The following is a 15,000-nucleotide window of genomic DNA, read 5'->3' as shown; positions in this document are numbered from 1 at the left end:
TGGTCACCGATCGTGAAAGTGGGCACCGATGGCGAGATCGGTCAGACCGACCGGTTCGACGCCCGCCGCCCGACGATCTCGCGCTCGCCGGCGAGCACCGCCTCGGTGGCGAACCGGGCGATCTGCTGAGCGGTCAGGCCCAGGTCGGCGAAGATGCCGGGCCGGGTGCCCTGGTCGATGAACCGCTGTGGAACTCCGAACTCGCGGATGGTGGCCGGCACCCCGGCGAGCCGGCATTCCTGGGCCAGCCGCGAGCCGAGCCCACCGGCCAGTCCGCCGTCCTCGACGGTGACCACCAGTTCGTGCGCGCCGGCCAGCCGGATCAGGTCCGTCGAGACCGGCAGCGCCCAGACCGGATCGACCACCCGGACGCCGATGCCCTGCTGCGCCAGCCGCCGTCCGACCTCGACGGCGACGCCGGCGAACTGCCCCCAGCCGACGACCAGGACGCGCGGGTCGCCGTCCTCGACCAGCACGTCGACCTCGCCGTCGGTTCGGAGCGCGGGCAGCGGCGCCGGCAGCGGATCCTTGGAGAACCGCAGCACGGTCGGGCCGTCATCGATGGTGACCGCGAGCTCCAACGCCTCCTGCAGCCGCTGCTCGTCACGGGGCGCGGCGAGCCTCAGCCCCGGCACCAGGCCCAGCAACGACAGGTCCCACATGCCGTGATGGCTGGGCCCGTCGGCGCCGGTGATGCCGGCCCGGTCGAGGACGAAGGTGACGCCCTCGCCATGCAGGGCGACGTCCATCAGCACCTGGTCGAAGGCCCGGTTGAGGAACGTCGAGTACAAGGCGACCACCGGGTGCAGCCCGGCCCGTGCCAGGCCGGCGGCGGACGCCACCGCATGCTGCTCGGCGATGCCGACGTCGAAGGCGCGGTGCGGGAAATGCCTGGCGAACCTGGTCAGTCCGGTGGGGTGCAGCATGGCGGCCGTGATGGCCACCACCGAATCGTCGGTGGCACCGATCCGGGCCAGATGTTCGCCGAAGGCGTCCGTCCAGGTGCGGGCGGGTGCGCTGCCGAGCGGGGCACCGGTCACCTGGTCTATCGGTCCGACGGCGTGGAACCGGTCCTCTTCGTTGGCCTCGGCGGCGGCAAAACCGCGGCCCTTCTCGGTGAGGCAGTGCACGATCACCGGACCTTCGGTGAAACGGCGGGCCTGTTCCAGCGTCCGTTCCAGCGCGGCCAGGTCGTGGCCGTCGATCGGGCCCAGGTACTTGATGCCCAGATCGGCGTACATGCCCTGCGGAGCCAGTACGTCCTTCACGCCGGCCTTCACACCGTGCATCAGGTCGTAGGTGGGCTCACCGACGACCGGCGTCCGGCTCACCCAGCGCTTGATCGTGGCAAGGGTGCGTTCGTAGCGCCGGTCGGTGCGGATCGCGGAAAGCTGCTGCCCCAGGCCGCGCAGCCGGGACGCCAGGCCACCGATCGTCGGCGTGTAGGAGCGGCCGTTGTCGTTGACCACGATCACCAGCCGCAGCTCGGGCTGGACGGCGATGTTGTTGAGCGCCTCCCAGGTCATGCGCCGGTGAGGGAGCCGTCCCCGACCACGGCGACGACGGTGCGGTCGTCCACTCCGCGCAACGCGAAACCCTTGGCGAGGCCCTCCGCCCAGGACAGCGAGGACGAGGCGTGCGAACTTTCCACCCAGTCGTGCTCGGATTCCGCGCGGCTCGGGTAGCCGGAGAGGCCTCCCGGCTGCCGCAGCGTGTCGAAGCGGTCCTGGCGTCCGGTCAGGATCTTGTGCACGTAGCTCTGGTGACCGGTGTCGAAGATGATCGGGTCGCGCGGCGAGTCGAACACCCGGTGGATGGCCATGGTCAACTCGACCGCACCCAGGTTGGGCCCCAGATGACCACCGGTGCGCGACACGTGCTCGATCAGGAACGCTCGGATCTCACCGGCCAACTGCTCCAACTCCTCGGGTCGGAGGTCGCGCAGGTCGGCGGGCTGGGTGATCCGATCGAGCAGCGGCATGGCGAGCAGTCTACGTCCGGAGCCTGGGACGGGCTGTCACGACCACTCCGACTCCACTGAGGGTAGCAGGAACGCCGCCTGAACCCGTCGGCGCCAGCCGCCCACAAGCCACAGGCCGACGACAGCTATGCCTCCCTACAATCCGTCGCCAATGGTACCATTATGCAAGAAATCTGTTTACCAAGCCCTTCCAATCCAAAGCCAAGAAAGCAGCTGTCAATAGAAGTTTTCAATCTAATTCCTTAGGGAATCTCTAGCCGCATGATCATAGAATCAGGAGTAACGGCCAGCCACAGTGCAGTGTCCGTTGCTAAAAGGGTTTGGCTTTCCGCCGGCACGGTCACAACATCAACCACCTCACCCGTCTTAGGATCGAGCTTATTTACCGTTCTCGACGACCCCGAAGTGACCCATAGCCAATCCTTCCACCTCTTGACATCAAGCAACTCTCCCCCAATTGGTCTCGCAACCACCACATTGCGAGTTCCAGTGTCGATGCCAACCAGAACTCCCTTGTCGTAAAGCGTTACCCAGAGACGATCTGCGGCGATAAGCATCCCCGTGCCTGGCTGCCCGTCTAGGGCCAGCCTAAAGGAGGTGGAATTCGCATCGTTCCCAACGAACGCTACGGAATTGTTTCCAGCCTCCGCAACCCAGACGCCTTCCGGAGAGGCGGCAAGGCGGAGGGGACGATCTTTTAGTGCAATCTCCGAAACCACCCGCATCGCTTCAGGATCTATCCGCTGCAACTTTCCAGTGTTGAATGCAGTAGCATACAAGGACCCGGCATGGAAGATCAAGCCAGAAGGTCCATTTTCCACAGGTACCGAGTCGACTATTTTATTCGTCGCCGGGTCTATACGAACGACACGATCTGGCTCTACAGAGCCCACCCAAATAGAGCCAGCACCAGACGTAATAGACATAATCTGCCCAGAGACCCTGATGCTCGCCTCTTGCCTGAGAGTCACGGGATTTAGTCGCGTCACTCGGTTACCATCTCCATGAGTGATCCACACGCTCCCGAACGCATTCTCAAGGCCAACCGTCGACTCCGTAAAGTACGTGCTGGTCAAAACCGGCTGCACACCCGCCTCATCTGGACCCACGACGGACGCCTTATCAGTGATCGAGATCATGCCAGTTGCTTGCTCGGCAACGACCACATAGTCAGCACTGGCACCAACGCCGTAGGGCTGCCCAGAGACTTTGAATTGTCCCGTAACGGAGCGGCGACCCACGTCAATACGCGTTACGAGCCCAGCATTCATTCCCGCAACCCAGAGCTCACCATCAAACAAGGACATTCCTACCGGCAACTCGGGCAGATCGATTCTGTCCGTCTTCTCTAGCGTTTCCTCGTCTAGGCGAAGGACTTGGTCTTCCTCAGGAAGAGTGAGCCATAAGCCCCCTTCAGAAGCAACGAGGGTTAGCAAGCTCGATCCGACATCCTTACGGAGAACCTCCCGTAGAGTTCGGAGACCAAGTTCAACAATCTCGTGCGAATCTACCAAGGTCGCCCACAAAGACTGGCCATTCGACGTCAAGAACATCGGCGATCCCGCAACTTGCGCACGAGACCGGATAGACCCATCTTCCGCGTCAACCCGGATAATCGAATTTCCAACCGAGTCAGCGACATAAATCTCACCGTCGACAAGCACCAGGTCCGCAAGGGAAATGCCTAGCCTCTTGGTCCAAACAATCCTACCTGACGATGAATCAATCTTAGTTAAAGAGCCATCCTGATTCGAAGTCACCCATACAGCGCCTTGCTCCGCTATGACAGCGACCGGACGAGGAGGCACTCGAATCGTTCGAACCTTCTTTCCACCAGCTAGCGAGATCTGCTCAAGTGAATCCGATAGGCGACTAGTGACCCACGCATATCGATCATCTACAGCGACAGCGAAAGGCTCCTTTCCTCCAGCCAGCCGAGTTGTCCTCAATGATTTTGATAGGGGTAGAGGCCGCGAAGATTGGTAGACTCCGCTCGGACTGCTGGACGGAGGCAAGTCGTCAGGGGTCTCCAGGGGAGACGCTGGGCCGAAGTTGATCACAACACCATATACACCTAGAGATAGCCCTATCACACCTACGATGGCATTGACCAATGGTTTCCGCAGACGCACATACAACATCCACCACCACTCGATCAATGACCATATCCCGAAGATCAGAAGGAGCAGTCTTGCAATCGACTCCCGCGAATTCAAGACCCAGACGATTGCAACTACGAGCCCGACTGTTGACGTAATCAGTCGACCATAGTTCCGGAGCCGACAAATTATAGCAGGGAGAGTCCGAGTAGAGCGCATTCCATCCTCTCTCCGCTTGGAGCCCATAGCCACTCCGCCCCCTCCAATTTTATCAACATGCATGACACTACCCTGCGGCCCACCGAGAGTCGCAGCGGTCGAGGCGGCAGATCAACCGGATCGATACGGACGAGTCGGTCTCTCCATGGAGCATTGGGTCAACAGACGCGCGACAAATGTACCGGTTCCTCCAGCCTTTGGTCCATGGCCACCGGTGGCCGAACGGCGCCCTCCGACGTTATGCGTGGCCGGCCCCCGCCGTCCCCACGCCTCCCGGAGCGCCGATTGGTGGACCCGAATCAGACGGCGTGCGACCAGGCTTTGACCGCTGCGCGGATCGCCTCCGAGCGGGTCAGACCGTCTCGCTCAGCGCGCGCCATGAGCTCCTCGAGCATCGCCTTGTCCATCCTGACCGGAATCACCGCACTCGGCCCATCGGCACCGAGACGGGGCCGCCCGCGGCCGCGCAGACCCTCCACGTCGAATCCCTCACGGGCGGCCGACTGCCACTCAGCGATCTGCTCCTCCGTCACAGGCAGGCCGTCGATCGTCTCTCACTCATGCCGATTATTGTAATACATGTCTCGTGAGTGCGCAGCGACCAACTCTTACAATCTCGGAACGAAGCGTCCCCCCACACTGCTTCTTCCACCATATCCACCTCGCGGCGCAACCGAGCCAGGGCAGCCTGCTGACTGGACCACACGTCGACAGCGCCGGCGACCACGTCGGGCTCCACTCGCTCGGCCAGGCTGACCCGCACACCGGCGAGACCCTCTCGGCATGCTCGCTCCTGCGCCTCAACGAAGACCGCCGCGAACCGCGCCAGCACCACCGGATGTCGGCGCAGCAATCGGTATCGTCGCCGGGCAGCAATCGAGCAGGAACGCGGCGGAGGTCAGCCCCAGGCGGGCGCTCCCGGCGAGCGGACTCGATCGGGCCAGGCGGGCGCTCCCGGCGAGCGGACTCGATCGGGCCAGCCGGGCGTAGCCGATCGCGTCCGGACGCTCAACCCTGGGGTCACGGATGCTCCGCGAGTGCAACCATCACGCCTCCTTGATATCGAATCGTTGTTCGATTCTAGAAGTTTGGCGGCTTCTCGTCCAGAGTCCGTGCGTCGGTCCACTCGACCATGCAGCCTTGCAGAGATCCCGGCGTCCGCCGGGATGACGAAGACAAGGTGGAACGGCGGCCACCGCCCGGACTCACTCGCCGGTGACGAGCCAGGCGTCCCCGCGTTCACGCACGCGCAGCATCACCGAACGAATCAGCATGAACGCCGTGAACCCGAGCCAGAGCGCGACGGTTGCCGCCACCGGCCCCTGCGCGGCCAGGGCGTCCGCGTTCAGCCTCAGCAGGCCGACCACCGGGAGGTAGCCGAGCAACACCACCGCCATGCCGCCGGCCAGCCAGCGGGCGTCCCCGGCCCCGATCAGGACGCCGTCGAGGACGAACGCGTAGCCGGCCAACGGCTGTCCGATGCCGACCACGATCAGTGCGGCGATCACCGCGGACCGCACCAGCGGATCGGCGCTGAACAGCGGAGCGATGAACGGTCCGGATACTGCCACCAGCAGTCCGATCACGGCGCCGCCGACGATCCCCCAGCGCACCATGGTCGCGGTCGCCGCCCGGACGCCGGCGACGTCCGCAGCCCCCAACCCCTTGCCGGTGAGGGCCTGTCCGGCGATGGCCAGCGCGTCGAGGGCGAAGGCGAGCAGGCTCCACACGGTGAACGCGACCTGATGAGCGGCCAGCGGCACGTTGCCGAGCGACGCCGCGACCCAGGTGGTCAGCAGCAGCACGGCGCGCAGCGACAGCGTCCGGACGATCAGCGGGACGCCGTTGACGGCGGCGGCGAGCACGCCCGCCGGATGCAGCCGCGGCCGGACGTCAGACGCACGCTGCCGAACGAACCAGACTGTGACAAGGGCGGACGCCATCGCATACTGAGCGATCATGGTCCCCCACGCGGATCCGGCGATGCCCCAGCCCAGCCCGTAGACCAGGCCGACGTTGAGCAACGCGTTGAGGGTGAAGCCGGCGACCGAAACGATCAGCGGGGTGCGGGTGTCCTGGACGCCGCGCAGCGCGCCGGTGATCGCCATCATGACCAGCATGGCCGGAAGCCCCAGCGCCGAAATCCGCAGATAGATCGTCGCGTGACGCAGCACCTCACCGCCGGCCCCGAGGACCGCGCACAGCGACTCGGCACCGAAGCCGACCCCGACCGCGGTCAGGACGCCGAGAACGCCGGCCAGCACCGTACCGTCCAGTCCCGCGGAGACCACCTTCCCTTCGGCACCCGCTCCGAGCGCCCGCGCGACGGTGGCCGTGGCGCCGTAGGCGAGAAACACGAACACGCCGGCCGCGGTGGCGAGCACCGATCCGGCGACGCCCAGACCCGCGAGTTGCGGCGTCCCCAGGTGCCCGACGATCGCGGAGTCCGCAAGCAGGAACAGCGGCTCCGCCACCAGCGCGAAGAACGCCGGCACCGCCAGGGCGAGGATCTGCCGAGTCAGGGAAGGGCTGCGCACCCGCTCAAGGTAACCCGCTCCCGAGCGAGGGCGTCCCTGTGACCACCGCGGGACTGCTCGTCACTTTCCACCGTGATTCTGCTCTCCACTGAGTGACAGATCCACGGCAGTTGCCCGATGAGTTCTTGTCAGCGCGTCGCCCGGCCCATCCCCAAGCCGGATTCTGGTGGTTATGACGACCGACGCACCGGCAGAGTTGGACTCAAACCACTTTCGTGTGGATACGAGATACCCCCATAGGGTATCCAGACCCACCAGAAAGCGGCTCGACCGTCCACAGGGCACAACTATGGCCGTCATAACCACCGAAAACCGGCAGTAGGCACAGTCGCCAGTACGACCTGACGGTCACGATGACGGGCGCCGTCGATATTCCGCGAGCAGGGCTGCGCCGGTGCCGGCGTCGTCCACGACCACCACCTCGATCGCGCCGGAGCGGCGGGTCACCACGATCGCCTGACCGGACCGGAGCACGAAGCCCTTGGCACCCACCAGCGGGCCGGCGAAGGCGACCCGGTAGCCCCAGCCGCCGAACTCTCGCAGCGCGCGAACCTCGGCGGTGCCCACCGTCGCGATGTCATCGAGAACGATCCGCACCCGCAGCCAGCCGAGCGGGCCGCTGACCCGCAGGCCTGAGGCGTCCACCGCGACGCGAACCCGGAGAATCGCCACCATCCACCAGGAATCCACTGCGGCTACGGCGAACAGCGGGACGAACACTGAACCGATCAGGAACAGAAAGGACTGATGCCGGGATCTCGGCCACCGGGCAGCGGGCGGGCACGTACCCCTCAGGACTGGTCTCCGACGGCCAACTGTCGTCTCAGTTTGGCGGTCAGTCCGGTCACCTTGACCTCCGCTGGTGGACGGACGAAGGTGTCGGGCGTCACCGCGACACGCTGCAGCGACTCCCGCTGCCGAAGCGTGGGATCTCGATCCCACCACGCGAAGACATACGGAGCATCCTCGTCCGCGAACAGCCGTGCCGCAATGAGGTCGGCATAGGCAGGCAGATCTGAGTCGCGCAGCAGCCGCAACGTGAGTCCGTCCGCCGTCACGGTAAGCCCCAGTGGCGGGTACAGCTCAGCCAGCACGTCTCGCTTCATGCGCAGCGATCCTATGGGCACTCCGGCGGAGCGATCCCAAGATCGAGACGGGTCAGTCTCCACGAGTCGCCGCAGCTTTGCGAGTCAGAGATCCCGCGGCAAGCACGGGATGACGGGGGGCGGACGCCGTCCGGGGTGAAGAGGTCTCGACAAGCTCGACCAACAGTTGTTCAGCCTGTCGAAACCAAGACGCACGAGGGTTTCGGCCAGCGAAGGCAGCCTCTCAGTTGGGGGCGAGGACGTACCACCAGGTGACGAAGGCCACCCCGATCGCCGCCAGACCGAGCAGGCCGAAGCGTTGCTGGGTGGGCAGCCGGTCGTGTCCGAGCGGGGCGCTGGCGACGGAGGCTGCCATCGGAAGCAGGACCAGCGCCGTCCACCACCACCAGTCCCCCACCGCGGCGAGCATCAGCATCGGTGAGCATCCGGCGACGTAGGCGACCCAGAACCAGATGCCGAGCCGGCCGATCGCGGACGCCGGAAGCAGGGCCAGCAGGTAGCCGACCATGCCGATCAGCACCATCCAGCCCAGCCCGCAGCTGCCGTCGTCGTCGGGGCACAGCGCCGGCGTCACCGCGCTGCCGATAGCCAAGGCGAGTCCGGCACCTGCCAGCGCGGTGAGTGCGGCCAGCATCGACCACGCGGCCCGCTCGGCCAGTTCGGAACCGACGCCACGGTAGGTGGCGCCGAACCGTCCCTTCGGCTTCGCGGGCTGCGGTTTCGCCGACGTCGGCTTGGGTCGGGCCGTCTTCGGACGCGGCTTTCCGACCGTCGCCGAGCGCGCCGCGATCGCGCGTTCCCGACGGGCGCGCTCGGCCTTGTCGAGCCGTTTGGCCAAGTCAGGCCTTCAGCAGACTGCGCAGCACGTACTGCATGATGCCGCCGTTGCGGTAGTAGTCGGCCTCTCCCGGAGTGTCGATCCGGACGACGGCGTCGAACTCCTTGTCGCCGGCCTGCACGTGCACGGTCTTCGGCGTGGTGCCCTGGTTGAGCTCCTCGACGCCGGTGAAGCTGAACGTCTCTTCGCCGGTGAGTCCCAGCGACTCGGCGTTCTCACCCTCGGGGAACTGCAGCGGCAGCACGCCCATGCCGATCAGGTTCGAACGGTGGATCCGCTCGTAGCTCTCGGCAATGACGACCTTGACGCCGAGCAGCGCGGTGCCCTTCGCAGCCCAGTCGCGGGACGACCCGGAGCCGTACTCCTTGCCCGACAACACCACCAGGGGGACGCCGGCGGCGGCGTAGTTCTGCGCCGCGTCGTAGACGGTGGTCACCGGGGCGTCCGGCTGGGTGAAGTCGCGGGTAAAGCCGCCCTCGGTGCCCGGTGCCAGCTGGTTGCGCAGCCGGATGTTGGCGAAGGTGCCGCGGATCATCACCTCATGGTTGCCGCGCCGCGAGCCGTAGGAGTTGAAGTCCTTGCGCGCCACGCCGTGCTCGGTCAGGTACTTTCCCGCCGGGCTGTCGGCCTTGATCGCGCCGGCCGGCGAGATGTGGTCGGTGGTCACCGAGTCGCCCAGCTTGAGCAGCACCCGCGCGCCCGAGACGTCCGAGACCGGGGACGGCTCGGCCGGCATGTTCTCGAAGTACGGCGGCTTGCGCACGTAGGTGGATTCGGCGTCCCACTCGAAGACCTCACCGGTCGGCGTGGGCAGCGAGCGCCAGGCCTCGTCGCCGGCGAACACGTCGGCGTACCGGCTGGAGAACATGTCGGCCGAGATCGAGCTGTTCACCACCTGCTCCACCTCGGCGGTGGACGGCCAGATGTCGCGCAGATAGACCGGCTGGCCGTCCGAACCCTCGCCCAGCGGTTCGTTGAGCAGGTCGATGTCCATTCGTCCGGCCAGCGCGTAGGCCACCACCAAAGGCGGGCTGGCCAGGTAGTTCATCTTGACGTCCGGGTTGATCCGGCCCTCGAAGTTGCGGTTGCCGGAGAGCACCGAGGTGACCGCGAGATCGTTGTCGTTGACCGCCTGGGACACCTCGGGAATCAGCGGCCCGGAGTTGCCGATGCAGGTGGTGCAGCCATAGCCGACCAGGTCGAAGTCGAGCTTGGCCAGGTACTGGTCGAGCCCCGAACGGGCGTAGTAGTCGGTGACCACCTTCGAGCCGGGCGCCAGGGACGTCTTCACCCACGGCTTGCGGGTGAGGCCCTTCTCGACCGCCTTCTTGGCCAGCAGGCCGGCACCGATCATCACGCTCGGGTTGGACGTGTTGGTGCAGGACGTGATCGCCGCGATGGTGACCGCGCCGTGGTCGATGGAGAAGGTGGTGCCGTCGGCCAGCGTCACCGGCGTGACGTGCGAGGGACGGCTCGGGTGGGCCGAGGCGACCGCGCCGTAGTGGTGCGGCTCGGGCGAGCCGTCGCCGCTGACGTGGCTGGGGGCGTCCGAGGCAGGAAAGGTTTCGGCGACCGCCTCGTCGTAGCCGACCTCGTCGTCGCCGACATAGTCGCGCAGCGCTTCGTTGAAGCCCTCCTTGGCCTCGGCCAGCAGCACCCGGTCCTGCGGACGCTTCGGACCGGCGATGGAGGGGACGATGGTGCCGAGGTCGAGCTCCAGATACTCCGAGTAGCGCGGCTCGTGGTCGGCGTCGTGCCACAGACCCTGCCGCTTGGCGTAGGCCTCGACCAGCGCCAACTGCTCCTCGCTGCGTCCGGTCAGCCGCAGATAGTCGACGGTCAGGTGGTCGATCGGAAAGATCGCGATGGTCGAGCCGTATTCGGGGCTCATATTGCCGATGGTGGCCCGGTTGGCCAGCGGCACCTCGGAGACGCCGGGGCCGTAGAACTCGACGAATTTGCCGACCACCTTGTGCTGACGGAGCATCTCGGTGATGGTCAGCACTAGGTCGGTGGCGGTGGTGCCCTCGGGCAGTCTGCCGGACAGCTTGAAGCCCACCACCCGCGGAATCAGCATCGACACCGGCTGGCCGAGCATGGCGGCCTCGGCCTCGATGCCACCGACACCCCAGCCGACCACGCCCAGGCCGTTGACCATGGTGGTGTGGCTGTCGGTGCCGACGCAGGTGTCGGGGTAGGCCTGCAGAACGCCGTTGACCTCGCGCGGGAAGACGACCCGTGCCAGGTGCTCGATGTTGACCTGGTGGACGATGCCGGTGCCGGGCGGGACGACCACGAAGTCGTCGAACGCGGTCTGGCCCCAGCGCAGGAACTGGTAGCGCTCGCGGTTGCGCTGGTATTCAAGTTCGACGTTGCGGGCGAAGGCGTCCGGGGTGCCGAACAGGTCGGCGACCACGGAATGGTCGATCACCATCTCGGCCGGCGACAGCGGGTTCACCTTGTTGGCGTCACCGCCGAGCTCTGCGATCGCCTCGCGCATAGTGGCCAGGTCGACCACGCAGGGGACGCCGGTGAAGTCCTGCATGATCACCCGCGCCGGGGTGAACTGGATCTCGCGGTTGGGTTCGTCGGACGGCGCCCAGGCGCCCAGCGCCCGGATGTCGTCGGCGGTGATGTTGGCACCGTCCTCGGTGCGCAGCAGGTTCTCCAGCAGCACCTTCAGGCTGAACGGCAGGGTGTCGGAGCCGGGCACCTGCTGCAGGTCGAAGATCTGGTAACTGGTCCCCGCGACTTCCAAGGTGGTCCTGGCGCCGAAACTGTTGATGCTCATGCGTGCCTCCTTGGATCACCGGGCGGTAATATCTCGATGTCGAGATATTACCGCAGCCGCTCGCGTGCGCCAAAGCTTAGTGCTGATCCGCCGATGGGCGACCGTTGCTACGGCAACGAGTTCCGGACGCCGACGCGGCCTCGATCGGGCGTCCGATCACCCCAGTCGGTCGATGAGTTATCCACAATTTGCGGTGCCAGCCCGTTTGCGGGTGCGTTTCGGGGTCAAAGTAGGGCGATGTGTTCCGGGTTGGTCGTCGTGACGCCGGCGCCGGTGGCGTTGCCGCCGGCCGTGCGGGTGATCGAACCGTTCGTGTTCAGCGACAACGCACAGCCTCCGCTGTTGCCATGGCTGGAGCCGGAGCCGCCCGCGGCACCGGCACTGTCCGAGGTTCCGGACGCCCTGCGCCGCCGGGTCGGCGCACTGGCGGCGGCCGTGGCGGAGGTGTTGCGCGGCCGGCGTCCGCTGTTCCACCTCGAGCCACACGTCGGCGCTGAGGCGCTGGAGCTGATCGGGGGCCTGCGCGCCGCCGGTGTTCTGCCGCAACTGCGGCTGGCGTCTCTCCGGGTCACTCAGCCCGCGCCGGCGGCGATCGAGGCGTCCGCTCGGCTCGCTCTCGGCGAGTTCTCGCGGGCGGCCGCTTTGCGGCTCGAACAGGACGCCGGAGACCGCTGGCTGCTGACCGAACTGGAGCTGGCCCTGGACGACGCCACCGTTCTGTGCAGCGGGCGGCCACGGTGATGACCTCGCTGATGGAGCATCGACACCCCTTATCAGAGCAATGTTCGCGGTCTCGACCAGCTCGACCAGCGATTCAGGCGATGCGACTCGGGTGCACCGCCAGCGCGCGTCCGGAACCGACCTCGGCACGCACCTGTGCATCGGTCGTGCCCCCAGCACCCTGCCGTGCGTAGCCGATGCAGTCGATCCGCACCCGGACGGCGCTCAGTCCGCTGAGGTCGAGCGCCGAGGGTTGCGCCAACTGCAGCCGGAACGTGGTCGCCGCGCCGCGTCCCCAGAACGAGAACGGCGGGCCTGGCTCGACCGGCGACGGATTCGCCGGGATCTTCGCGATCAGCGTGCCGGCACCGGCGGAGAACGCGAACAGCTCCGAGCGGGGCAGCAGCACCAGATCGGTCACCCCGTCACCGGCTCGCCGGTTCATGCTCCAGGTGCCCGAGTGAGTGACCCACACGTTGCTGCTCTGCGAGGCGCTCGCCCCGACCAGGTCGAGGGTCATTGCGCTGACCTTCAGCTCGAACATCTTCTCGGGGACGGCGTCCAGACCGATGCCGAACTCGAGCGCTCCGCCGGCGGCGAAGCCGGCCAGGGCGCCCGGCTCGGTGATCGCGACGCTCAACTGCGGATGGATGACGTCGAAGCCGAGCTGCGCGGTGTTCAACTGGGTGAAGATCTGATCCCAGGCGAGCACCTGGATCGCCATGCCGGACAGGCTGGTCAGGCTGGCGGCCGCCCGTTGCGCGGGGCTGAGGCTGCGGTCGGCGTCCGGGTGCAGGTACCCGAAGTCGAACCGCAGGTCGGTGAGCCGGTCGAGCTGGTAGATCTCGCGGGCCCGCTGAGCCAGGAAGACGTCCTCCATCACCATGTCGACCACCTCGCGGGCGGCGCGAATCAGCAAGTCGGTCGCCGCCTTGAGCGCCTCGGCGTCCGCGCTCCAGTTGGCCAGCGTCGCCTGCACCTGGGCGATCTCGCCGTCCAGGTTGGCGACCCGCAGCTGGGTGGCGAGCACGCGTCCGATCGCCTGCCGCTGCCGCAGCTGGCCGACCATCTTCTCTCGTGTCAGCAGGATCTGTTGCTTGACCAGCTTGCCGATGGCGTCCTGGCCGGGCAGCGACATGGCGTCCTCGAGGTCCTTCATCACCTTGCCGAAGCTGATGGCAGATTTCGTGCCCTCGATCAGGTCCTTGAAACCGCCGCCCAGCTCCTTGATCTCCTCGATGTCTTCGGAGCGGGGACTGTTCGGGTCGGGCTTCTCCTTCAGCCACTTCAGCAACTGGACCAGATCGACACCGTCGGCCACCCTCTGCAAGGTGGCCAAGCCACCGGCGACCGAGAAGATCGCGCCCAGCCCGGTCGCCATGCCGGCGATCACCCCGACGATCGAGCCGACGTCGGCGAGGATCCCGGCGATGCTGAACCGCTCCTCGCGGATGGTCTCGATCTGGTCGTCGAGGTCCTTGATCTGCAGGTCGATGTTGGAGATCTCCGCCTCCGCGATCCGGACGTCCTGCTCGGCCAGGGACACGTCGGCCTGGGCCTCGGCCCGGCGATCCTGCAGCTGATTCTCCATCAGCCGCAGGTTGTCGCGGATCGACTCGGCGATCGTCTCCAGGCTGACTACCGAGACGTAGGCCTGGAAGGCGTTCTGCACCACGGCGATCTCGGCGGCGAGGTTGGCCGACAGCGCGCGGAAGTCGGGCGCGATGTCGAGATCGCGGGACAGCCCGGACGGCGTCTGCCGGTTCGCGATCCGTTCCCTGACGGTCAGCGCCGTCGGGTCGGTCGGGTTCAGCGCCAGCGCGGCGGCCGCCTCGCTGAGCGCGAACAGCTGGGACGCCGGGTCGAAGCGGCGGAAGAAGTACTCGGCGATGGAGGCCCGGTAGGCGGCCCATTCGCGCAGCGGCTCGGCCCCGAGCGCCGTCCAGATCTCGTCCTCGGGCACCTCGGCGATGTCGATCACTCCTGGACGTCCGGAGTGTCCGGGTTCGCCCCGCGGACCGCGCCGACCCGGCGGACGTCCCGGTCCGCCCGCTCCGGGTGCGCCGGCCCGTCCGGCCCTGCCGCCGATTGAGGCGCCGGTCGGCGGGTGCTCGGCGTGGTGGTAGCGGACGGTGATGTCGCCGCCATTGCCTCCGTTGTCGCCATCGCCGCCGGGCCCGCCGTCGCCGCCCGGCAGAAGCACCGGACGGCCGCCGCCCATGTGCGGAGGCCGGCCCGGACCTCCGTCGTCGATCCCGTGCTGGGGGTCCTGCGAGCCTTCCCCGGGTCGGACGATGCCGCTCTCGCCGGGTTCGCCGGGGGCACCGTCCGCGCCGTCCGCACCGGTCGAGGTGATCGCCAGCGGCGCCCCGAGGATCTCCCGGGCGAACACCCCGATGGACGGCCCGGTGACCCCGAACACGCTCAGCGCCGCGTCGTCGGCGACGGTCAGCTGATCGGCGGCGATCACGTAGTTGAAGCCGGACACCAGCCCGGTCAGCGTCACCAGCCGGCCGGCCAGGACCAGGGTGTCGCCGCCGGACGCCTGCAGCGCGGCCGGCACGCCGGCGTCGATCGTCAGCACGTCCTGGAAGAAGCGGGTCGTTTTCGACATGTCAGCCTCCCGCTGGTCGAATCGGTTTCGCGCGTCACGGCTCGAGTCTCCGTGTCCCGGCGCGCCAGCAACAGGTGGCGCCGGAGCCGCCCGGT

Annotated in this window: 9 protein-coding genes and 1 pseudogene; 1 reads left to right on the top strand and 9 read right to left on the bottom strand. The window is 66.9% G+C overall.

The features are described 5' to 3' along the window. Positions 1 to 41: 41 nt before the first annotated feature. The 8 genes and pseudogenes from dxs to QM619_RS16930 all read right to left on the bottom strand — a co-directional run bounded on the left by dxs (position 42) and on the right by QM619_RS16930 (position 11,571). A pseudogene (gene dxs, locus QM619_RS16965) lies at positions 42 to 1,981 on the bottom strand (1-deoxy-D-xylulose-5-phosphate synthase). Between the two features lie 242 nt (positions 1,982 to 2,223). Further along, positions 2,224 to 4,122: a PQQ-binding-like beta-propeller repeat protein gene (locus tag QM619_RS16960; protein ID WP_415111623.1), complete on the bottom strand. Its 1,899-nt coding sequence runs from the start codon at positions 4,120 to 4,122 to the stop codon at positions 2,224 to 2,226. A 476-nt stretch (positions 4,123 to 4,598) separates the two neighbouring features. Next, complete coding sequence (locus QM619_RS16955) at positions 4,599 to 4,832, bottom strand: ribbon-helix-helix domain-containing protein (protein ID WP_415111542.1); 234 nt, start codon at positions 4,830 to 4,832, stop codon at positions 4,599 to 4,601. Positions 4,833 to 5,504: 672 nt separating this feature from the next. Next, positions 5,505 to 6,836 carry an MATE family efflux transporter gene (locus tag QM619_RS16950; RefSeq protein ID WP_415111540.1) on the bottom strand — a complete coding sequence of 444 codons (1,332 nt, stop codon included), beginning with the start codon at positions 6,834 to 6,836 and terminating at the stop codon, positions 5,505 to 5,507. Positions 6,837 to 7,184: 348 nt separating this feature from the next. Further along, on the bottom strand, positions 7,185 to 7,556 hold the full coding sequence (locus QM619_RS16945) for a hypothetical protein (RefSeq protein WP_415111538.1): 372 nt from the start codon (positions 7,554 to 7,556) through the stop codon (positions 7,185 to 7,187). Positions 7,557 to 7,627: 71 nt separating this feature from the next. Next, positions 7,628 to 7,942: a hypothetical protein gene (locus QM619_RS16940; RefSeq protein ID WP_415111536.1), complete on the bottom strand. Its 315-nt coding sequence runs from the start codon at positions 7,940 to 7,942 to the stop codon at positions 7,628 to 7,630. Between the two features lie 223 nt (positions 7,943 to 8,165). Next, positions 8,166 to 8,780: a hypothetical protein gene (locus QM619_RS16935; protein WP_415111534.1), complete on the bottom strand. Its 615-nt coding sequence runs from the start codon at positions 8,778 to 8,780 to the stop codon at positions 8,166 to 8,168. 1 nt (position 8,781) lies between these two features. After that, on the bottom strand, positions 8,782 to 11,571 hold the full coding sequence (locus tag QM619_RS16930; protein ID WP_415111532.1) for an aconitate hydratase: 2,790 nt from the start codon (positions 11,569 to 11,571) through the stop codon (positions 8,782 to 8,784). A 237-nt stretch (positions 11,572 to 11,808) separates the two neighbouring features. Between QM619_RS16930 and QM619_RS16925 the strand changes: the two genes are divergently transcribed. Continuing rightward, positions 11,809 to 12,312 (top strand): Rv3235 family protein, encoded by a 504-nt coding sequence (locus QM619_RS16925; RefSeq protein ID WP_415111530.1) that lies wholly within the window; start codon positions 11,809 to 11,811, stop codon positions 12,310 to 12,312. Between the two features lie 73 nt (positions 12,313 to 12,385). On the opposite strand, the gene QM619_RS16920 is transcribed toward QM619_RS16925, so the two are convergent. Continuing rightward, on the bottom strand, positions 12,386 to 14,905 hold the full coding sequence (locus tag QM619_RS16920; RefSeq protein WP_415111527.1) for a hypothetical protein: 2,520 nt from the start codon (positions 14,903 to 14,905) through the stop codon (positions 12,386 to 12,388). Positions 14,906 to 15,000: the final 95 nt, after the last annotated feature.

Source organism: Micropruina sp. (assembly GCF_047606665.1).
Lineage (GTDB): Bacteria > Actinomycetota > Actinomycetes > Propionibacteriales > Propionibacteriaceae > Micropruina.
This window is presented reverse-complemented; position numbering and strand designations above follow the sequence as displayed.

Coding starts and splice junctions, on each gene's coding strand:
- QM619_RS16925 (WP_415111530.1), top strand. CDS start 11,809: ATGTGTTCCGGGTTGGTCGTCGTGACGCCGGCGCCGGTGGCGTTGCCG.
- QM619_RS16960 (WP_415111623.1), bottom strand. CDS start 4,122: ATGTTGTATGTGCGTCTGCGGAAACCATTGGTCAATGCCATCGTAGGT.
- QM619_RS16920 (WP_415111527.1), bottom strand. CDS start 14,905: ATGTCGAAAACGACCCGCTTCTTCCAGGACGTGCTGACGATCGACGCC.
- QM619_RS16940 (WP_415111536.1), bottom strand. CDS start 7,942: ATGAAGCGAGACGTGCTGGCTGAGCTGTACCCGCCACTGGGGCTTACC.
- QM619_RS16930 (WP_415111532.1), bottom strand. CDS start 11,571: ATGAGCATCAACAGTTTCGGCGCCAGGACCACCTTGGAAGTCGCGGGG.